At 56.6% G+C, this 21,656-nt stretch carries 19 protein-coding genes; 8 read left to right on the top strand and 11 right to left on the bottom strand.

Going from position 1 to position 21,656, the window contains the following annotated elements:
* The first annotated feature begins 84 nt into the window (after positions 1-84).
* Entirely contained in the window at positions 85-513 is a 429-nt protein-coding gene (locus BM347_RS07580; RefSeq protein WP_093915812.1) for an RrF2 family transcriptional regulator, read from the top strand.
* Positions 514-669: 156 nt separating this feature from the next.
* Here BM347_RS07580 and BM347_RS07585 read toward each other — a convergent pair whose 3' ends face one another.
* The 5 genes from BM347_RS07585 to BM347_RS07605 form a co-directional block, all read right to left on the bottom strand.
* The gene (locus BM347_RS07585) at positions 670-2,163 is read right to left on the bottom strand and encodes a serine hydrolase (protein WP_093916102.1); all 1,494 of its coding nucleotides are present in this window, start codon (positions 2,161-2,163) and stop codon (positions 670-672) included.
* 353 nt (positions 2,164-2,516) lie between these two features.
* Entirely contained in the window at positions 2,517-3,797 is a 1,281-nt protein-coding gene (locus tag BM347_RS07590) for a TRAP transporter large permease (RefSeq protein WP_245764210.1), read from the bottom strand.
* A gap of 9 nt (positions 3,798-3,806) precedes the next feature.
* Positions 3,807-4,373, bottom strand: coding sequence for a TRAP transporter small permease (locus BM347_RS07595; protein WP_245764211.1), 567 nt, complete (start codon positions 4,371-4,373; stop codon positions 3,807-3,809).
* Positions 4,374-4,442: 69 nt separating this feature from the next.
* A complete protein-coding gene (locus BM347_RS07600) occupies positions 4,443-5,423 on the bottom strand; it encodes a sialic acid TRAP transporter substrate-binding protein SiaP (RefSeq protein ID WP_093915813.1) in 981 nt (326 codons plus the stop codon).
* Positions 5,424-5,575: 152 nt separating this feature from the next.
* On the bottom strand, positions 5,576-7,084 hold the full coding sequence (locus BM347_RS07605) for a UxaA family hydrolase (RefSeq protein ID WP_093915814.1): 1,509 nt from the start codon (positions 7,082-7,084) through the stop codon (positions 5,576-5,578).
* 279 nt (positions 7,085-7,363) lie between these two features.
* Here BM347_RS07605 and BM347_RS07610 point away from each other — a divergent pair, with 279 nt between their 5' ends.
* The 3 genes from BM347_RS07610 (at position 7,364) to BM347_RS07620 (ending at position 10,840) form a co-directional block, all read left to right on the top strand.
* The gene (locus tag BM347_RS07610) at positions 7,364-8,209 is read left to right on the top strand and encodes a fumarylacetoacetate hydrolase family protein (protein WP_093915815.1); all 846 of its coding nucleotides are present in this window, start codon (positions 7,364-7,366) and stop codon (positions 8,207-8,209) included.
* A gap of 1 nt (position 8,210) precedes the next feature.
* Positions 8,211-9,146, top strand: coding sequence for a 2-hydroxyacid dehydrogenase (locus tag BM347_RS07615; RefSeq protein ID WP_245764212.1), 936 nt, complete (start codon positions 8,211-8,213; stop codon positions 9,144-9,146).
* 176 nt (positions 9,147-9,322) lie between these two features.
* Positions 9,323-10,840, top strand: a complete 1,518-nt coding sequence (locus BM347_RS07620; protein ID WP_093916105.1) for a catalase — start codon at positions 9,323-9,325, stop codon at positions 10,838-10,840.
* Between the two features lie 67 nt (positions 10,841-10,907).
* Here the strand turns inward: BM347_RS07620 and arsJ are convergent, their stop codons facing one another.
* The 6 genes from arsJ to BM347_RS07650 form a co-directional block, all read right to left on the bottom strand.
* Positions 10,908-12,173, bottom strand: a complete 1,266-nt coding sequence (gene arsJ / locus BM347_RS07625) for an organoarsenical effux MFS transporter ArsJ (RefSeq protein ID WP_093915817.1) — start codon at positions 12,171-12,173, stop codon at positions 10,908-10,910.
* Positions 12,170-13,168, bottom strand: a complete 999-nt coding sequence (locus BM347_RS07630) for an ArsJ-associated glyceraldehyde-3-phosphate dehydrogenase (protein ID WP_093915818.1) — start codon at positions 13,166-13,168, stop codon at positions 12,170-12,172. The genes arsJ and BM347_RS07630 overlap by 4 nt, the downstream gene beginning before the upstream one ends.
* A 3-nt stretch (positions 13,169-13,171) precedes the next feature.
* Complete coding sequence (locus BM347_RS07635) at positions 13,172-14,014, bottom strand: arsenate reductase/protein-tyrosine-phosphatase family protein (protein ID WP_093915819.1); 843 nt, start codon at positions 14,012-14,014, stop codon at positions 13,172-13,174.
* Between the two features lie 161 nt (positions 14,015-14,175).
* A complete protein-coding gene (locus tag BM347_RS07640) occupies positions 14,176-15,459 on the bottom strand; it encodes a serine hydrolase domain-containing protein (RefSeq protein ID WP_093915820.1) in 1,284 nt (427 codons plus the stop codon).
* A gap of 198 nt (positions 15,460-15,657) precedes the next feature.
* Positions 15,658-16,791, bottom strand: coding sequence for a patatin-like phospholipase family protein (locus BM347_RS07645; RefSeq protein ID WP_139226461.1), 1,134 nt, complete (start codon positions 16,789-16,791; stop codon positions 15,658-15,660).
* A gap of 121 nt (positions 16,792-16,912) precedes the next feature.
* Entirely contained in the window at positions 16,913-18,061 is a 1,149-nt protein-coding gene (locus tag BM347_RS07650) for a trans-sulfuration enzyme family protein (RefSeq protein WP_093915822.1), read from the bottom strand.
* A gap of 258 nt (positions 18,062-18,319) precedes the next feature.
* Here BM347_RS07650 and purB point away from each other — a divergent pair, with 258 nt between their 5' ends.
* The 4 genes from purB (at position 18,320) to BM347_RS07665 (ending at position 21,645) form a co-directional block, all read left to right on the top strand.
* Complete coding sequence (gene purB, locus BM347_RS07655) at positions 18,320-19,624, top strand: adenylosuccinate lyase (protein ID WP_093915823.1); 1,305 nt, start codon at positions 18,320-18,322, stop codon at positions 19,622-19,624.
* 102 nt (positions 19,625-19,726) lie between these two features.
* Positions 19,727-19,882: a hypothetical protein gene (locus BM347_RS17570; RefSeq protein WP_175498529.1), complete on the top strand. Its 156-nt coding sequence runs from the start codon at positions 19,727-19,729 to the stop codon at positions 19,880-19,882.
* 34 nt (positions 19,883-19,916) lie between these two features.
* Positions 19,917-20,489: a hypothetical protein gene (locus BM347_RS07660; RefSeq protein ID WP_245764213.1), complete on the top strand. Its 573-nt coding sequence runs from the start codon at positions 19,917-19,919 to the stop codon at positions 20,487-20,489.
* Positions 20,490-20,568: 79 nt separating this feature from the next.
* Positions 20,569-21,645 carry a flagellar motor switch protein FliG gene (locus tag BM347_RS07665; RefSeq protein WP_093915824.1) on the top strand — a complete coding sequence of 359 codons (1,077 nt, stop codon included), beginning with the start codon at positions 20,569-20,571 and terminating at the stop codon, positions 21,643-21,645.
* Positions 21,646-21,656: the final 11 nt, after the last annotated feature.

A 21,656-nucleotide genomic window follows, 5' to 3' on the forward strand; every position in this document is an offset into this window, starting at 1 on the left:
AATTTAGAATCATGTAACTAGTTGAGTTACTAAAGATGCGCAACTGTTAATGTTACAAGGTAACACAATCACCGGAGACTGCTTGTGAAACGCAATAGCCGCCTGTCACTGGCCCTTCATACCCTCGGACACATGGCCCGAGACCCGGGACGCATGCGCAAATCCGCCGATATCGCAGCACATGCGGGTACGAATCCCGTGGTCGTTCGACGCGTATTGGGGAGCCTGCGTGAAGCAGGATTGCTGGTGTCCGAGAGCGGCCATGCCGGTGGTTGGCGTCTGGCGCGCGCGCCGCAGGAGATCACGTTGGCGGATGTTTATCTTGCACTCGACGAACGCCTGACTGCAGCTGAACCCACCGCCGAAACGCATGATTGCAGCGTCGAACACGCCCTTCATTTCCGTGTTTCCAAGGTGATGGAAGAGGTCGAACAGACCCTGATCCAGAAGCTGTCGGAGACCACAATCCTTGCCATACGCGGCGCGACTGATCAAAAAAGTATGAGCAAGTAGAGGCGTAGTCGTTTTACGCGCTAAAAATGATCACGCGTCTCTGGCACGCCAATCATAGCTAATTACAGGTCCAGAATTACCTGCGGATGTCGGGTTCTGAGATGCCGCAAGGCAGGGGACACTGACGCCAGGAATGTTCCTGTTAGGCCATACAGGTCATTCTGGACGTCGAAAACTGCCAAGACCGTAGCCGTCCAGGTGTTCAATCTTCATTGTCATTCCTGTTTCCGATGTGGTTTTCAGAAACTCTACAAGCGAGATCGAGCCTGCCGGCTGGTTCTCGGTCAGGGGATAAATAACAAAGCTATCGCCGGCCCAATGCTGCATGGGCAACTCCCAATTGTTCGGCCCCAGCTCAAGCACGAGCTGTCCGTTGGTCATACCCACCGACGCGGGGCCGAAATACTCATTCTCATAGGTGCCAACATAGTTTTCAGCAGGACCCGATTGGGCAGCGTTGGCTGGCGGCTCAGCGCCCACTAAATGTCCCGTCGGTGCCGAAAGAGGGGCCATGAACGGGGCGAAAGCAGCCAGCCAGTCGCGGCTGTCCATTCCGATTTCCGCCCGGTCGAGAAAACTGGAAGTAATAGATTCAGCAGCGCCGACGGGGAGCGCATTGGTCAATACTACAATGCCCAGATCAAGGTCGGGAATCATCGCAACACTGGTTGAAGCCCCAAGTATGAAGGCCCCTGAATGGCTTAGTGCGACGCGCCCCGAAAACCGCGTGTTGACATTGAATCCGAAACCGTAGGCGGAGGTTCGAGCAGAGGCATCCGTCTGGGCCCCGTGGATAGACTGGGCGGATATTGCAGGCAAAAGGGCATCCTTAGATATCACGCGTTCGCCATCTGCCATGCCGCCGCCAAGCACCATCGCCATCCAACGCGCCATGTCCCGAACGCTGGAACTGACCCCGCCTGCCGGGCTTTGGGCATCGGTTTGGCGAACATCGGCAATCGCGTATTGGTCTCCCGCAGGAACATGGCTTGAGGCCCGATTGTCACGCGCTACGTAGTCGGCATTTCTCGAACTGGTCGAACTCATGCCCAGCGGCGCATAGAGCGCGGTTTCTGACAGTTTTGCCCAATCCATACCAGATGCTGTCGCCACCGCTTCGGCGGCAGCCGTGACCCCGAAGTTGGTATAGGCATAGTCCACTCGGAAATCGCCTTGCGGCAACAGCGCAAGCCGCTCAAGCACTGTGCTACGGTCGAATCCGATATCCTCAAGGTCGTCCCCGGCATGATCCGGCAAACCCGAGCGATGTGCGTAAAGATCCCCCACCGTGACGTGATCGCTGATCCAGGGATCGCCCATATTGAAAGACGGCATGAAATCCCGTATGGGGCTGTCCCAGTTCACCCGGCCAGCATCCACTTGGGTTGCGACAACGGTGGCTCCTACCGGTTTTGACAGCGAGGCCAGCAAGAAAACCGTGTCGGCATCAATGTCACCCTGACGACCAACGGCACGTGTGCCAAATCCACGCGCGTATAAGGTGCGCCCGTCGTGGACGACCGCAATGGCCAGACCGGGGATGCCCGTGCGCATTAGCGTATCCTGAGCAAGATCATCTAATGTCGAAACCGCCGCCATAATCCGATCATCAGGCACGGGCAATAGCACGGTCTTTGGCGGTGCGGTCATCGGATCGGGTAAGGCAAGGGTGGGTAGCAGACTTTCCGTATCTGCCGCGCTTGGCAGCGTCCCGACAAGCAGGCAGGTCAATAGTAGGGTGCTACAAAGAAGATGACGAGCCGCAAGCCCAAGCCTCGCACCCTTATCAGGTGTTCGCTTGAAAGATATGGCCGGCGAATTGGAATAATTTTTCAAGAGCTATTCCCCAAATTCTAGATACTCAGTTCTGAATGCAGGCCCGAACATGCTGACAGAATTTGCTCGCATTACAAGGACAGACTTCCGCTAGGTCACTTTGGCATCTGGGTGGGACATTGGCCAAATACTTGTCGCGAGATTGGGAAGTGTTTGGCCACCGCGTTCTAGCGGTAGATCAGGGTTGGCAGCCACATGGTGATGCTCGGAATGAACGTGACCATCATCAATACAATCACCAGCGGGACGAGAAAGGGTGCCGTGCCGACAACGCATTGCTCGAACGGAATCTTTGCGACACGGGACAGCACATAAAGCACCATGCCCACGGGGGGTGTCAAAAGCCCCAGCATCAGATTCAATACCATTATGACGCCGAAATGGACCGGGTCGATGCCCAGAGCCATTGCAATAGGAAGCATCACAGGCACTAGAATAGTGATCGCGGCCACCGTTTCCATAAAGCAGCCCACGGCCAACAGGATCAGGTTCATCACGATCAGGATCACCCATGGCTTGTCTGAGATGGCTAGCAAACCGGCGGCGAATTGTTCGGGGACGCGGTTGCTGGTCAGTATCCAGGCAAAGATGGACGCGGCCCCGACAACCAGCAGAACAACTGCCGTTGTCTCAATGGTGTCAAAGCTGACCTTCAGAAAACGAGGGATCGTCAAAGTCCGGTAGACCAAAACGCCCAAAAACAATGCCCAAGCGCAGGCGGCCACCGCCGCCTCGGTAGGGGTAAAGGCACCTGACAGGATGCCACCGACAATGATGACCGGGGTGAGCAGCGACAGGAAAGCGCGTTTGAATGTGGAAAACAGGACCGGCCAGTAGAACGCTTGATCCCGACCGAAACCACGGGTGCGTGCCATGATCGCAATCATGATCATCAACGATACGGCCATCAACAAACCGGGGATAAATCCGGCGACGAACAGCTGTCCAATGCTTGTGCCTGCTACCACCCCATAGATGACCATCGGCAGGGACGGCGGGATGATCGGCCCGATGGTAGAGGATGCAGCCGTGATCCCCACGGCGAACTTTGGATCATAGCCAGCGTCGCGCATTGCTTTGATCTCGATCGCGCCAAGGCCCCCGGCATCGGCCACAGCCGCGCCTGACATACCGGCAAAGATCACGCTGGCACCGACATTTACATGGCCCAATCCCCCTCGCATCCATCCGACCATCGCGAGGGCAAAGCTGAATATACGTTCAGTGATCCCAGCGGTGTTCATCAAATTACCCGCCAGAATAAAGAACGGAACGGCCAGCAATGGGAAACTATCGACACCATTGATCATGCGATGTGCCACCACCATGGGCGGGGGCATGCCGTTTGCAAAAATGAAAACAACGGAAGCGCCAGCAAGGGCAACAGCAACAGGAACGCCGAAAACAAGCATCCCAAACAACATCGCGAAAAGCCAGATAATATCCAAGGGGTGCTCCTAGTCGATGCCGCGGACCTGATCCGCATATTTTTCAGGGTCTATCAATTTCGAGGTGCCATCACGAAGATGAACCCACATGTTCCACGCGGAATAGAGCGCCATACAGACGAATGCGGCCGCGACGATCCAGTAGACTGTCGATTTTGGCAGCTCGATTGAGACCATTAATTGCCGGGTCCGACCTGCGATCTGCCCGCTTAGGATTGCCAGAACGGCAAAGAAAGTGGTGGTTGCAGCGTCGATCAGGAATTGTGCAATCTTGCGGCCCGTACGCGGGATCCAGCGATAAATGAACTCGACCGCGATATGGCTTTGCTTGCGGGTGGCCATAATCGATCCGATGAAGGTAACACCGATCAATAGAAACCGCGCGATTTCCTCGGTCCAGGCAACTGAATCGTTCAGGACATATCGTGTGAAGAACTGCAAAAACACGACCGCAGCCAGCAACCAAAACAGGATAAGCACAAAGCCATCATCCCATTGGTGGTCGGATAGATCGATCTTTTCATCCTCAAACGCGATGGGCGTATCAGATGGGTCGTTCTGTGAGGGCGATGCCATCATAAACTCCTTTGACATAAGGGCGGGGCGCTGCTTGCGCCCCGCCTGGGTGTTCAATGGAGACGTTGATTAGTCGATGGCTTGCAAACGGTCATAGGTGGCTTGATCCCATGTCGCCGCATCGCTGTTGTGCAGCTTTTGCACGGCTTGAATGAATGGGACGCGGTCGACTTCGTTGACTTGGACACCCTCGCCACGGAACCATTCAGCCAGTTCGTTTTCGGCTTTGATGATCGCGTCGGTGGCACAGACCGAAGTTTGCTTGGTGACTTCGGTTAGGGCTGCTTGATCCGCGCCATCCATCGCATCCCATGCCGGGCCACCCACGATGGTCAGCAGCGCATCTGTGATGTGGCCGGTCAGGTTGATGTTGGTTTGTACTTCATAGAATTTCTTGGCCTGGATCGTAGGCAGAGGGTTTTCCTGAGCATCCACTGTGCCCTGTTGCAGCGCGAGATAGACCTCGGCAAAGGCGATTGGGGCCGGATTCGCGCCAACGGCCTCGGGGAACATCATATAAAGTGGCGCATTCGGCACCCGGATTTTCATACCTTCCATATCGTTAGGCGCAAGGACCGGCTTGTTCGAGGTCACATGGCGCGCGCCGTAATAGGTCATTGCGGTGATATGGTTGCCCGTTGCATCAGTGTAACCTTTGGCCAATTCATTAAACAGGTCCGAGTTACGGTAGTTATCCCAATGCGCATAGTCGCGGAACATAAAGGGCGCGCCACCGATCGAGATGGGTCCATAAGACCGGCCCGCAAATAGCTGCCCGGTGTAGATGATATCGACCGTGCCAAAGCCCAGGCCTTCGTTGATATCTACCTCTTTCCCGAGCGAAGATGCAGGGAAGACTTCGATGCCGTAGCGACCGTCGGTGGCTGTCATCAGCATGTCATTCGCGGCGACAGCACAGGTGTGATAGGGCTCGCTCGTCTCGTAAACGTGGGCCCATTTCAATTTGGTTTCAGCGGCCGCCATAGCTGGCATAAGTCCCAGTACGGTAACAGTCGATGCGGCAAGCGCAATTGTCGTGTTGGATTTCATGTCGTTCCTCCCTTGGGGTGACCCGGCATTATCAATCTGACTGCCGGGTTCATCTGTTAGCGTTGATTTCAACCTTAGGTGAATCGCAGCTTACCAAGGGTAACTTGAGATGTTTTGTAAAAACCTGTCAAGTTTGTTCTAGGGGCGTAATTTCACATTACGGCTCCGATTTGCCACGGAACAAACTCATAGTCACCCAGCCCCTGTGCCTCGGATTTGCTGGGTTGGCCCGAAGCGACACTCAGGAACATCTCATAAATCTCGCGGCCTTTTTCAGCGACGCTTATGCCTTCGCCAAGTATCGTTCCGGCGTCTACATCCATGTCATCGACCATGCGCTGGGCCATTTGGGTATTCGTGGCCACCTTGATCGTCGGGCTGGGTTTGGAGCCGAAGGCCGACCCGCGCCCCGTGGTGAAACACACCAGATTGCACCCGCCAGCGATCTGCCCCGTTACAGAGGCGGGATCATAACCGGGGCTGTCCATAAAGGTGAAACCGGGTGCGGTTACAGGTTCGGCATATTTATAGACGCCGGTCAGCGGAGTTGTGCCACCCTTGGCGGCGGCCCCCAGCGACTTTTCAAGGATCGTGGTCAGTCCACCTTTCTTGTTGCCGGGGCTGGGGTTGTTATCCATCGAGCCGTTGTTGCGGGCGGTGTAGTCTTCCCACCATCTGATCAGCCCGACTAACTTTTCACCCACTTGGGGTGTCACGGCCCTGCGGGTCAGCAGGTGTTCGGCACCATAAATCTCGGGGGTTTCAGCCAACACGCCGGTGCCGCCCTGCGCGGCCAGCAGATCGCAGGCATATCCAAGGGCCGGGTTGGCCGTAATGCCCGACCACGCGTCCGAGCCGCCACATTGAAGGGCCACTTTTAGCTCAGACGCCGGGCAGGGGGTGCGCTGTATCCGGTTGGCAAGCGGCAACATCTCGGACACTTTTTTGATGCCCAATTCAACGGTCCGGCGCAGGCCAGCCACATTTTGAATGTTCATCGTGTGGAAAAGCGGCCCTTGTTTCAGGCCATATGCCTCGAGCAGCCAGTCGATCTGGTTCATTTCGCAGCCCAAACCCACCATTAGGACGCCCCCGTGGTTGGGGTGGCGGGCATAGCCCCACATGACCCGTTGAAGGGCTTCGAACCCGTCGCCATCTCCGGCCATGCCACAACCGGTGCCATGTACAAAGGCGGCCACCCCATCGACATTGGGATATTCGGCCAGCAGTGCAGGGGTAAAGTGATCCGCAATCATCCGCGCCGCAGTGGCCGAGCAATTTACCGATGTGACGATGGCGATATAATTGCGTGTGCCTACGCTGCCGTTTTCGCGGCGGTACCCCATAAATGTATCGCGCTGATCTTCTGGCACGAGGGCAACCGGGCGCAGATCGGTTGAGAATTCGTACGCTGCCTCTGTCGCCCGGAAGGCAAGATTATGGGTGTGAACATGTTCCCCTTCGGCAATGTCTTGCGATGCATACCCGATCACCTGCGCGTATTTGAATACCGGCGCGCCCTGCGCGATGGCTGCGGTTGCTATCTTGTGACCAGACGGGATCAGCTGCGCGGTTAGCACGTTCTCGACCGGCGTGCCTGCCTCGAGGGATCGGATAGCGGTTACGACGTTATCTGCGTCGTCAAGTCTTACAATCTGCATTTCAGGATCCTTCGTTGTCAGGGCGCAAGTGTTTGCAAATCTTGCCCGTGGTCAAGCTACAAGGTGGCAGCCGGTGTCACAAGAAGTCAGAGTTGACGATTATTTCGGGTCTTTGGAAGGAAACAAAAGGATGTGGTCAAGCGCAGCAGGCTGACGTAGCTTGACCGAAAATCTGGTGATCAGAAAAATGGAATTAGGCTACATGCCATGACAAGAAAACGGTTGCGGGGCAGGGCATCGGGCGCGCCCGCACGCTGATCATTAACTAAGGAAAACCATATGAAACTTGTTCGATACGGTGAAAAAGGTGCTGAAAAGCCGGGTCTGATGGATGGGGACCTGTTGCGGGATTTGTCCGGCCATGTGTCGGATATCAGCGGTGAGATGTTGGACGATGCGACCTTGGCAAAGCTGCGCAACATCGACCCTGCCACCCTGCCTGAGGTCACCGGCAGCCCGCGTATTGGCCCCTGCGTAGGTAACATCGGCAAATTTCTCTGCATCGGTCTGAATTACTCAGATCACGCTGCCGAAACCGGTGCCGCGATTCCGCAGCACCCGATCCTGTTTTTCAAAGCCAACTCTGCTGTGGTGGGGCCAAACGATGATGTGGTCATGCCGCGGGGATCAACCCACACTGACTGGGAGGTCGAGCTGGGCGTGGTGATCGGCAAGACGGCTAAATACGTCTCAAAGGCTGATGCGCTGGAGCATGTCGCAGGGTACTGCATCATCAATGACGTCAGCGAGCGCCACTTTCAGACCCAACTGACCGGACAATGGACAAAGGGCAAGAGCTGCGACACCTTTGGCCCCACTGGCCCTTGGTTGGTGACCCGCGACGAGGTCGCGGAACCGCAGGCTCTTGCCTTGTCGCTTGATGTGAACGGCAAGCGGATGCAAACCGGAAACACCTCCACGATGATCTTTACCGTGGCTGAAATCATCGAACACCTCAGCGGATTAATGACGCTGCACCCCGGCGATGTGATTACAACGGGCACGCCGCCGGGCGTTGGTATGGGGATGAAGCCCGAGCCGGTATACCTGAAAGTCGGCGACGTGATGGAATTGCAAATCGAAGGATTGGGGCAGCAGCGCCAAAAGGTTGGTCAGGATGCCTGATATGCTTTTGATCGGGGGTGCGACCGATGCCATGTTGGCCCGCATTGGGAAACACTTCACCATCCATAAATGGGGCGATCATGATTTGGCATGGCTGGGGGGAAATGGCGCGGAGATCACCCATATCGTCACCAATGGCCATGCTGGCGTCACGCCTCAGATCATGACCGCTTTGCCGAACCTCAAAATGATCTCGTGCTATGGTGTGGGCTATGATGCCATTGATGCTGTCGAAGCGGCCCGGCGCGGCATTATGGTGACCCACACCCCCAACGTGCTGAATGAAGAGGTGGCGACCACGGCGGTTCTGCTGATGCTGGCCTGTTATCGCGAGCTGCTGCGCGACGATGCCTATGTGCGAGCGGGGGAATGGGAGGCGTCTGGCGGCGCGCCCCTGACGCGATCCGCTGATAACCAAACCGTTGGCATTTTGGGGTTGGGCCGGATCGGTCTGGCCATCGCCAACAAATTGGCCCCATGGAACCCGACCATCGTTTATCATAGCCGCAGTAAGAAAGATGTTTCATACACCTATTACGATGACCTGACCGCAATGGCATCCGATTGTGATGTTTTGATCTGCATTACTCCGGGCGGTGCCGGCACCGAAAAGCTGGTGGATACCGAAGTGCTTGGGGCGCTTGGCCCGCGCGGCACACTGATCAACGTCTCGCGCGGCTCTGTCGTGGATGAGGCCGCGCTGATTGAGGCGCTGGCGTCAGGTAAGTTGGGCTGGGCTGGTCTTGACGTGTTTGAAGGCGAGCCGCATGTGCCACAAGCCCTGCGGGATTTGCCCAACACGGTGCTGCTGCCGCATGTGGGCAGCGCAACCGTCGAAACACGCGCTGCCATGGGGGCGCTGACCGTGGAAAACCTGTTGCAGCACCTCAAGGATGGCACCGTTATCAGCCCCGTTCCTGAATGCTCAGGTCTCTAACTGAGTATTGCGACGCCGGTCTAATCGCGCAGCACTAATTTCGCGGCATTGAAACGTTGGTCCGGCCCTTGCGCCGGGCCAACGCGGTATTCTTGCAGGTGCCTTGGTGGAATATGGACAAGGAACCTTCCTCGCTCTGACGGGTTTTTCACCCAGACAAGCTTTGGAGAGTGATGATGACCGAGAATAAAAACGTTCCCCCCACAACAACCGATGCCGGTATCAGGGTTCAAAGTGATGAGCATTCACTGACCGTTGGTCCCGATGGTCCTATCGTGTTGAACGATCACTATCTTCTTGAACAGATGGCGAATTTCAACCGCGAACGCATCCCCGAACGGCAGCCTCATGCCAAAGGCTCGGGCGCGTTTGGCACGTTTGAGACGACGCAGGATGTGTCGCAGTACACAAAGGCCCAGATTTTCCAGCCCGGTGCGAAATGTGACGTGGCTATGCGTTTTTCGACCGTTGCCGGTGAACGCGGCAGCCCCGACACATGGCGCGATCCGCGTGGTTTTTCCGTCAAAATGTACACTGAAGAGGGCATTTTTGACATGGTTGGCAACAACACGCCAATCTTCTTTATCCGCGATCCGATGAAATTCCAGCACTTTATCCGCAGCCAAAAACGCCGCGCTGACAACAACATGCGCGACCATGATATGCAGTGGGATTTCTGGACCTTATCACCAGAAAGTGCACATCAGGTGACCTATTTGATGGGGGATCGGGGCATTCCCCGGACCTGGCGCGAGATGAACGGCTATTCCAGCCACACCTATTCGCTGATCAACGCGGATGGCGAAAAGTTCTGGGTGAAATTCCATTTTCACACCGACCAAGGCGACGGCAATGCCTATCTAAGCCAGGATGAGGCCGACAAACTGGCAGGCACCGATGGCGATTTCCACCGCCGCGATCTTTTCGATGCAATCAGTAAGGGGGACCACCCGAGCTGGACGCTCAAATGGCAGATCATGCCTTATGAGGATGCCAAAACCTATGACATCAACCCCTTTGATCTGACCAAGGTCTGGCCGCATGACGACTATCCGCTGATCGAGGTTGGTAAACTGACGTTGAATCAAAACCCGACCGACTTTCACACGCAGATTGAACAGTTGGCGTTTGAGCCGAACAACATGGTGCCGGGTGTTGGTCTGTCGCCTGACAAAATGCTGCTGGCGCGCGGTTTTTCCTACGCGGATGCGCACCGTGCCCGTTTGGGTGTGAACTATAAGCAGATTCCGGTGAACACGCCGAAATCGCCTGTTCACAGCTATTCCAAAGACGGGGCGGGCCGCACCGTACCTGTGACCGATCCGGTCTACGCGCCGAATTCCTATGGCGGGCCGGCAGCACAGCCAGAGCCAGGCGGCGAGGCGGGCCTGTGGCACGCTGACGGTGACATGGTGCGTCAAGCCTACACCTTGCGACCAAAGGACGATGATTGGACGCAAGCTGGTATCTTGGTGCGTGAGGTGATGGACAATGATGCGCGCGAGCGCTTTGTCGGTAACGTCGCGGGCCATTTGGCGGACGGGGTCAGCGAAAAGGTTCTGGTGCGCGCGTTTGAATACTGGCGCAATGTGGATCTAGAGATCGGGGATCGCATCGAAATAGCTGTTCGTGAGACGATCGGCGGCGAATCCAAAGCCGCCGGTATGGCCTCGGCCCAGAGCATCAGCGGCTAAGTCTTCCGGAATCTGAAAACAGAATAAGCGGAGCCTGCGGGCTTCGCTTATTCTTTTGTATCAAAGGCTATGAATGAACCTCATTCGCAGCCATCTCGCGCAGCTGCGATGTGGCGAGCCAGCTGAAAAAGATCATACCGGCAGCCATGCCAAGGCACAGGGGCAGCCCGCCCATTTGATAGGTGAACCCCGAAAGCAGCGTGCCGACCAACCGGCCTGCTGCGTTGGACATATAGTAAAACCCGACATCCATCGTGACCCGTTTTGCATCGGTAAAGCTGAGGATTAAAAAGGAATGCAAGGCCGAATTGACCGCGAATATCCCGCCAAACACCAAAAGCCCCAAGATGATCGTTGCCGTCAGCGGGGGTGACGGTGCAGGTGCGACCCAGACAACGGTGGCCAACATCGCCGGGATAATCATCAAAACAGCGACCCATCTTCTGGCCTGCGCCAGTATTTCGGCATCACTGCGGGATGCCGCGCGCAGGATGCGTGGGGCCCAGCCCTGCACGACGCCGTAGAGGATTGTCCAAACCGCCATAAACGACCCGATCATAAAGAACGCGGCGCGGTTTCCGGCCTCTGATCCGTCAGACAGTACCGCATAGAAATAGATCGGGATGCCCACCACGAACCAGACATCGCGTGCGCCGAACAAAAACAACCGTGCGGCGCTAAGCCAGTTGATGTTGCGGTTCTTGGAAAAAACCTCGGAGAATTTTGCGTCTTTGCGCCCGACGGGAAGCCCCGTTGGCATGCCAATCACCACGCCGATCAAGATCGCGAAAAGGATCGCCGCCATTGTCAGCACAGATGGCACGAAGCCAAGGACCGCCAACAGCGCCGCCCCCAGCAAAAAGCCGCAGCCTTTGACGGCGTTTTTTGATCCGGTCAGCAGCGCCACCCAGCGAAACAATCCGCCACCATCCGTCGGAGCCAGGATTTTGACGGCGCTTTTGGAGCTCATCTTGGCCAAGTCTTTGGCCACCCCGGACAGCCCTTGCACCAGCATGACAAAAACCACCGATGCCGTGATGCCCCACGCGGGATCAAGCTGTGCCAGCGCCAGCAATGCGATCACCTGCAAGGTAAGCCCGGCATAAAGCGTCGAGGTCAGCCCGAACCGCGCGGCGATCCACCCCGCCGACAGGTTGGTTACGACGCCTGCGATCTCATAGAGAACGAACAGATAGGCCAGTTGCACGGGCGAAAAGCCCAGCGTGTGAAAATGCAGCAGCACCAGCATACGCAAGGCACCATCTGTCAGCATGAACGCCCAATAGGCCGCCGTCACCGTCATATAGGCTGCAAAACCCGCCGGACGTGTCACAGTTTGCCGCCTACCATCAGGGCCACATCCACCAGTCGGTGCGCATAGCCGTATTCATTGTCATACCACGCATAGATTTTCACCTGCGTGCCATTCACCACCATGGTCGATGGCGCATCAATGATGCTGCTGCGGGTATCGTTGGTGTAATCCGAGGATACCAAAGGACGTGTTTCATAGCCCAATATGCCTTTGAGCGGGCCGTTGGCTGCGGCTTCGAACAGGGTGTTGACCTCATCAACCGTGGTCTCGCGGGCCATTTCGAATACGCAATCGGTGATGGAGGCGTTCAACAGCGGTACGCGCACGGCGTGGCCGTTCAGCTTTCCGGTCAATTCGGGATAAATCAAGGTGATCGCCGTCGCGGATCCGGTCGTGGTCGGGATCAGATTGGTCAACGCCGACCGCGCGCGGCGCATGTCCTTGGCCGGGCGGTCCACGATAGTCTGCGTGTTGGTCACATCATGGATGGTCGTGATCGACCCGTGTTTGATGCCGATCCCCTCAAGCAGCACCTTGACCACGGGGGCCAAACAGTTCGTTGTACAGCTGGCTGCGGTCACGATGTGATGGGCGTCTGGCTGATAGACATCGTCATTAACGCCAAAAACAATATTGGCCGTGGGGCCGTCCTTGACCGGCGCTGATACCACGACTTTTTTCACGCCAGCGGCAAAATACGGGGCCAGCTTGGCCTCGGTCTTGAACGCACCGGTGCAGTCGATCACCACATCAACGCCGTCCAGCGGCAGATCGTCCAGATTGCGGGTGCTGGTCACGGGAATGCGGGTGCCATCGATACTGATCGAATTGTCATCGACTTCGAACTTGGCGGGCCAGCGCCCATGGACGGAATCAAACTCCAACAGATGCGCGTGCATGGCCGGATCGCCCACCGCGTCGTTGATAAAGGCAATCTCGGCCCCGCTTTCCAACAGTGGACGCAAGGCAAGTTTACCCATCCGGCCTAGGCCGTTAAGTGCGTAAGTGGTCATAATTTATTCCTGTGTCGCTTTGTTTTTGCCGATTTCGTCGACGTGTTTTTGCAAGGTTGCTTTGTCCAGCAATTCGATGGACAGGGATGTAAACGCATTGATCCGGTTGTGTAACGCGCCATAGGTCTGATGAAAGGCCAGACGTTTTTCAGCCTCGGTGCCTTGGGCCTTTACCGGATCCTCCATACCCCAGTGACCAGATACCGGCTGTCCGGGCCATGTGGGACATTCTTCGTTCGCCGCACGGTCACAAACGGTAAAGACGAAATCCATTTTGGGCGCATCTGACCCTTGGAACTCGCTAACATTCTTTGACCGAAGCACGGAGATATCATGCCCCTTGGACACTAGCATTTCCACCGCAAGCGGGTTCAGTTCAGATCGATGCGTGGTACCTGCGGAATAGGCGGTAAACCTGTCACCGGCCATGTCGCGCAGAATGGTTTCGGCGAAAATCGACCGGGCAGAGTTGCCCGTGCAAATGAACAGGACGTTATAGTTTTTGTCTGTCATGGGAGAGATGCTCCTGAGAAGATCAGAAAATTGAGGCGGGCAGACGTCGGCCCGCCCACGGCAGCATTCAAGAAACAGATCAGACACGACCTCGCGTGCGGCACCCAGATTCACGGAATACATAAGCCGCGTGCCATCGCGTCGCTGAGATATCATTCCGGCTTGGGTCAGGGCGGCAAGATAGACAGATGCAGTGCTGGATTTGAGGTTCAACACTTGGGCGATTTCCCCTGCGGGCAGCGCGTCAGGGCAGCGCCGCATCAACAGCCGAAAAACTCCCATTCGTTGGGGATGGCTTAGGGTCGAAAGGCGGTTTGTAAGAGCTGTTTCCATATTTCATGTATATTTAAAATAAAGACACAGAGTCAACCGATATATGCGCGTTGAATGTGATAGTTTCATGACGGTGAGGAAGAGGGGCCTCGCTATACATGCATAGATGCTGCCGAATGACGAAAGGCCCCGATCATCTTTGACCGGGGCCTTTGCCGTGATTAGTCGTCGTTGCGACTTTCTGCGATCGTCGGATAGAGCAGGTTGCGGAAAATCAGCCGCAGGGGCCCTCGGTTCGCGGGGGACTGGATCATCAATAACGCAATCATGTTTTCCTTGGGGTCGGTGTAATAGCCGGTGCCTGCAGCGCCGCCCCAGTTGAATTCTCCAGCCGTGCCAAAGGACGGGGCATTGCCATCCTCAAGACGCACCGCATAGCCAAGGCCGAACCCGTATCCCGCGCCGGGCAGATAGTATTTACCCGGTTTGATCCCCTTCAAGTGGTCCGAGGTCATGAGCTGCACCGTTTTGGGCGACAACAGCCGCGTGCCGTTCAGTTCGCCCCCGTTCAGCATCATCTGCGCAAACTTGGCATAATCCTGCGCGGTGGACATCAGCCCGCCGCCGCCCGACTGGTTGGGTTTGCGCACACGCGGATCGAACAGGGAGCTACCGCCAAGCGTGTCTTGATCGGCAAAGGGTTCCGCGATGCGGTCAAAGTCAGCTTCGTCATCCACATAGAATGCCGTATCGGTCATGCCCAAGGGGTCAAAAATCCGCGCTTTCATAAAGTCTTCAAGGCTTTGTCCGGACACGACTTCGACCACGGCACCCAAGACATCCGTCGCGCGGGAGTATTCCCAAACGGTGCCGGGATCATGTTCCAACGGCAGGCTGGCCAGCAGGTTTGCCTGCTCGATGCCGGTGTTTTCCGCGCTGGCAACTTCGGCGGCCTTATATGCCTCGCGGGCGGGACCAGCCCCGAAAAATCCATAGGTCAGGCCGGATGTGTGGCGCAGCAAATCCTGTACTGTCATCGCCCCCTTTGCAGGGCGCGTCACTGCGTTGCCGTCGGCGTCTTTTTCGCCGGTCACCACCGTCATGTTCTTGAACGCGGGCAAATAGGTTGCCACCGGCGCGTTCAGGATCAAACGACCTTCTTCGACCAACATCATTGCGGCGACTGATGTGATGGGCTTGGTCATCGAATAGATGCGAAAGATGCTGTCTTCTGTCATCGCGTCGCCATCGGGCGTGCGCTTGCCCATGGCGGATAGATGCGCGACCTGACCATCACGGATCACCATAATCACCGCACCCGGTGTCATGCCTTTTTCGATCAATGCGCCAAATGTTGCGTCCATTCGCGCCAGACGTGCGGGATCAAACCCCAACGCCTTGGCGTCGCCACGAGGTAGATCTTGGGCCCAAGATCCCGTGACACCAACCAATGTCGCAGCAAGTGCGAGGGCCGCCACCGACAGGCCTGATTTCAACCGTTTCATAATAACTCCTCCCAGATGTTATTGCCCGATATGCGGACATCTTCAGGTTAGGAGGGGGGATTTAGCTGTGGCAACAGCCGCAGGGCACCTTAAAGCACTACCATCCGCAATTTGACGCACCGTAACTTTACCCTAGGGCAGTTACGGCAAAGAAAGCTTACAGCCATAGGTGTTGCCGGCAAATTGGCGCGCGCGGTCTTACCCGCGTACCCACAGGGTGCCGTTTTTCCCGCGTTCTAGCCCGTATTCAAACAGCTCGGTCATATAGGGCAGCGAAAACCGGTTCGACGGATCAAAAACGATCCCTGACTTGGGATCGATCGATGTCACATATAAATCCAACCCGTTTTCGCGGGCGAACAGGCTGGTGGCGTTCATGGATGACAGGGCGCTGGCACGTGCAAATGTTGTAAGCGCCTGCTGCGAGATCGCAAGCGGATTGCGTGCAACAGCGACGGGTGCCGGATCTAGGGTGTTGTTAATCAGCAGATAAATCTCTCCGTCGGGCAAATCGCGGGTGCGCTGCCTAAAGGCAAATGCAGGGACCGCCAGAAACTGCATGTGCACGCCGCCATCTACATGGGTTTCGGTATAGGTCTCGCCGTTTGCGGTGAATTTCAGATCGACTGGTGCAAACAATCCCGGCAGCGCCGCCGAGGCCCGCATGATCGCACGGAACAAAGTGTATTCCCCGGCCTGCGCAATCTCACCCATATCCCAGACTGAGGCACGGGCAGTTTCAAGCTCGGAGGTGACGATAAACAGTCGCGCTCCGGCCGCATGTCGCTGCGCCACAAGGTCGATAAATTCGTTCGGCGTTGAGCGTGTGATCAACTGGTCCAGTTTGGTTGTGTCATACAGCGCCTGACGGAACAGGCTGTGAAACGGGCTGAACTTTACAATGTCCTCGGTGCCAAAATCGGTGAATATGCCCTCTAGCTTATCGTCGACCGAACTGCCGATAAATGCAAAAGGCGCGATCAACGCCCCGATTGAAATGCCCGTGACGATATCAAATTCGGGCCGCGTTCCGGTGGCAGACCACCCCACCAGCGCACCAGCACCGAACGCGCCTTCTTCGCCACCACTGGACAGGGCCAAAACGCGCAGCTTGCGCCCGGCGGCTGGCTCTGCCAGATGGTCCTCCCATTTTTGTTGGCCGGCATCGGCAAACAAACGGAACCGTGCCAACGGATCGCTGCCCAAGGGTGGACGATTGGGCGGGGTTTGCTCGGCCGCGTTTGCGCAGGCTCCCAGGGCCGCAGTCGCACCGAACCCGGCCAAAAGCCGCCGCCGCCCCAAGAAATTGGGCATATCGCTCGAAGTGTTCACTGTTGGCTCCGTGGTCTCGTCTTGGCAATGTCGCGGGCAAAAGCGGTGATCGCCGCCGCACGGCCACTAAAAAGCAGCGCGCGGAGATTTGCAATCGATGGTCCGCTGTGCCAACGGCATCCTAGATGCCCAACGCCCGAGCAAGATCGGCTTGCAGGTCTGCGACGTCCTCGATCCCGACGGATACGCGCAACAATCCTTCGGGAATACCTGTGTGTGGCTCAATCGTGTGGCGATGCTCCACCAGGCTTTCGACCCCGCCAAGCGAGGTTGCACGGTGGAACAGCTCAAGCTTTCCGGCGGCGGCCAATGCAGCCTTGGCCCCACCCTTCACGACAAAGGACAACAGCGGCCCAAAACCACCGTTCATCTGACGCAGGGCGATGTCGTGTCCGGGGTGTGTGGGCAGGCCGGGATAGAGCACGGTTTCCACCTGATCATGCTGGTCCAGAAATTCGGCCAGCGCTTGGGCATTGCGTGACATTTCACGCATCCGCAAGGGCAGGGTCCGCATGCCGCGCACCAGCAGCCATGCTTCAAACGGGCCGATGACAGCGCCAGCATCGTGGCGGTCCGCCTTGATATCAGTCCAGATTTGCGCCTCGGTGTCATTGGTCGCCAATACGCCCGCCAGAACATCCGAATGGCCGTTAATGCCCTTGGTCGCGGAATGCATTACAATGTCGGCACCAGCGGCCAGCGGCTTTTGCAGCACAGGCGTGGCGGCGGTGCTGTCAACCATCAGCAACCCACCAACCGCATGAACGGCCTTGGCCGAGGCCTCTACATCGGTCACCCGCAGCCACGGGTTTGAAGGTGTTTCAATCAGCACCAGCGAAGGCTTATGCGCGACACAGGCAGCTTCAAACGCGCCAGTATCCGATGCCTCGACCTCATGCAGAGCGATCCCACGCCGGTTGCAGAAATCGCGCAGCCATTTGGTGGTGCCCCAATAGATTTGCGATTGCACCAGAACACAGCCGCCATTGGGGACCGTGCGAAACGCCGCTGCAATCGCCGCCATGCCTGAGGGAAACAGCAAGCTTTCCGCAGCACCTTCAAGCTGGGCTAAAATGGTTTCGGCGACGCGGACGATATCGCTTTGATCGCGCAGATAGATGTTCTCGGGACGCAGCAGTTCATACTGGGCGTCGCGCAGATAGGTGGTGGCCATCTGCAACGAGGGAACGACGCCGCCGCTTTGCGGATCAACGCTGCCTGCGGCCTGCGCGGCGATGGTGGCTTGGTTTAAACGTGACGTGTCGGACATGGCGCGCGCCGCTCCTCAAAGATGACCTGTTTTCAATCCCCTACACCTAAACCGGACCCTTGTGAAACTGCCAGCCTGGAAATGTACGAACGCGGCGTTGCGTTTCATTTTGCCCCTTAAACTCCCGCCGGAGGCATCCGACCCTCGCGCCATGCGCCGCAACCGCTGGCTGCAAACCCCTGTTGAGCCTTGTTCTTTAGCCCTTTGCGGTCTATGCCGCGCCCGAACCCTCACGCCCCTAGATAAAGGTATCACCACATGATTCCCCGTTATTCCCGCCCCGAGATGGTTGCAATCTGGTCCCCCGAAACCAAGTTCCGCATCTGGTTCGAGATCGAGGCACATGCCTGTGATGCCATGGCCAAGCTGGGCGTTATCCCGCAGGCCAACGCCGACGCGGTGTGGAAAGCCAAGGACGTTGAATTTGACGTGGCCCGTATCGACGAAATCGAAGCGGTCACCAAGCATGACGTTATCGCGTTTCTGACCCATCTGGCCGAACATGTGGGCAGTGACGAGGCGCGTTTTGTGCACCAGGGCATGACATCGTCCGATGTGCTAGACACCTGTTTCAACGTTCAGCTGACCCGCGCGGCTGACATCTTGATCGCGGATATGGGCCTGCTTTTGGCAGCGCTGAAACGCCGCGCGATCGAACATAAAGACACGTTGCGGGTGGGCCGCAGCCACGGCATTCACGCAGAGCCGACGACAATGGGTCTGACGTTCGCGCGTTTCTACGCCGAAATGGACCGGAACCTGACCCGGCTGAAAGCTGCCCGTGAAGAGATTGCCACCGGTGCGATCTCGGGCGCAGTCGGGACATTCGCCAATATCGATCCCCGCGTAGAAGAACATGTCTGCGAACAATTGGGCCTGAGCCCTGAGCCGATCAGCACCCAAGTAATCCCGCGCGACCGTCACGCGGCATTCTTTGCAGCACTGGGCGTTGTTGCCAGCTCCATCGAAAACGTTGCCACCGAAGTGCGTCACATGCAACGCACTGAAGTGTTGGAAGGGGCCGAGTTTTTCTCGGCGGGTCAAAAGGGTTCGTCGGCGATGCCGCATAAAAAGAACCCTGTATTGACCGAAAACCTGACAGGTTTGGCGCGCACCATCCGCATGGCTGTGATCCCGGCGATGGAAAATGTCACCCTGTGGCACGAGCGTGATATCTCGCATTCCTCGGTCGAACGTGCGATCGGGCCTGATACCACAATCACCCTTGATTTTGCCTTGCACCGTTTGACCGGCGTGATCGACAAAATGCTGATCTATCCTGACAACATGCTGGCCAACATGAACAAGTTCAGCGGTCTTGTGATGTCTCAGAGGGTGTTGCTGGCCTTGACCCAAGCAGGGGTAAGCCGCGAAGACAGCTATAAGCTGGTGCAGCGCAATGCGATGAAGGTCTGGGAAGAAGGCAAGGATTTCAAAACCGAACTGTTGGCTGATCCAGAAGTGTTGGCTGCGCTCAGTGTCGAGGAAATCGAAGAGAAATTCGACCTTGGTTACCACACCAAACATGTCGACACGATCTTTTCCCGCGTCTTTAAAGACTGAAACATTGGCCGGTTAACCAACCGGCTAACGTGATTTACATTATTCCTTTGAGAATGCACCAAGCCATTGTACGCTTATGCTGCATCTCAAAGGAGTAGTATGATGAAACTTAGAATTGCACTTTCTGCATTTGTCTTTGCGGCACTTCCTGCGGTTGGTTTTGCCGAGTGCGGCTGGCAACAGCATGCGATGTCTTGCGCCGAAGGCAGCGTTTATGACACGAAAACCGCGACCTGCGTAGCTGTGGTCACATCATAAAACAACACGCAAAGTTTAACCCGCGCTGCTTTACTTGGTCTGCGCTGGTCTTAACATCCGACCCTCATCTGATCGGGAGAGTATGATGCGTGTCTTTTTGATATCAGCCCTTGCAGCCGTTTTGCCTTGCAGCCTTTTTGCCAATGGGCCTGAACCGGTGGCACCCAAACCGAAGGTCACCTGTGAACAGGGAATGGTTTATGACAAAAAAACCAAGAAATGCGTTTCGGCGCAGGACAACCGGTTAACTCCGGAAGACTTATTTCAAACTGTTCGCGAATTGGCTTATGCGGGTGATTATGAGGGCGCGCAGATCATTCTTGCCGCGATGCCGCAGGATGATGATCGCACTCTGACCTATATGGGTTTTACCAACCGCAAATTAGGCAAAGCCGAGGCCGGTCTGGCCTTCTATACCCGTGCTTTAGCAGTTAATCCGGCTAATATTCTGGCGCGATCCTATATGGGGCAGGGCATGGTCGAGCAGGGAAATATCGCCGGTGCGTTGGCGCAATTGCGCGCGATTCGATCCCATGGCGGCACCGGTACATGGGCTGAAACGTCCTTGCGCACGGCCATCGCAACTGGACAGACTTTTAATTATTGAGCGCATGTTTCTTCGTTTTTTGTTTATCTCTGACTGCCACAACGCTGACAGGCATGGTGACAGTCAGAGATAAGATTTCATGAATGAACTCGCGACGTTAGGGCAAATTCAACCTGTTCAGATGCCATCATCTGGCACGATGACAGTGCCTGGGCTTACCCGGCGCGCAAAGGCGGCGATTGTGGTCAGGTTGCTCTTGAATGAGGGGGCGGATATCCCGCTTGAGGAGTTGCCCGAGACGCTTCAGGCCAGCCTGACGCAGCAAATGGGCGCAATGCGGACGGTTGATCGCCACACGCTTGCCGCCGTAGTCGAGGAATTTGCACAAGAGCTGGAGAGTATTGGGCTGTCTTTTCCGGGCGGGATTGCAGGGGCGATTTCGGCACTGGATGGCAAAATCAGCAAACAAACCGCTGACCGCCTGCGCAAAGAGGCGGGCGTGTTGGAAATGGGGGATCCATGGGATCGTTTGCGCGGGCTTGAGGCGGCCAAACTGCTGCCGATGATCGAAAACGAAAGCATCGAAGTCGCCGCCGTGGTCTTGTCCAAGCTCAAGGTCGGTTTGGCGGCTGAACTGCTGGGATTGTTACCCGGCCCCAAGGCGCGCCAGATCACCTATGCGGTTTCCCTAACCAGCATGGTCACACCCCAAGCTGTTGAACGCATTGGTCTTTCACTGGCCAGCCAGCTTGATTTTGTGCCCGTCATGGCATTCGACACCGGCGCGGTGGAACGGGTCGGTGCGATTTTGAACTCGTCCACGACGCTGACACGCGATGACATGTTATCGGGGCTAGAGGAAACGGACGAAGGGTTTGCGACAGCTGTGCGCAAGGCGATCTTTACTTTCGCAAATATCCCGGGCCGCATCATGCCCCGCGATATTCCGGCTATTCTGCGCCGTGCCGACCAGCCACAGCTGGTGATCGCCCTCGCCGGGGCAGAGGAAGCGGGGATGCAGAACGTCGCTGACTTTATCCTTGAAAACATGTCGGGGCGCATGGCCGACCAGTTGCGCGAAGATATTACCGATGCTGGCAAGGTTAAACCCGCTGACGCAGAGGAGGCGATGGCGGGCTTCGTCTCGGTCATCCGCGAGATGGAGGCGGAGGGCGATCTGCAACTGGTCGTTGAAGAGGAGGAAGAAGGCACCTGATCGTGCTTGTT

The organism is Sulfitobacter marinus (assembly GCF_900116285.1).
Classification (GTDB): Bacteria; Pseudomonadota; Alphaproteobacteria; order Rhodobacterales; family Rhodobacteraceae; genus Sulfitobacter; species Sulfitobacter marinus.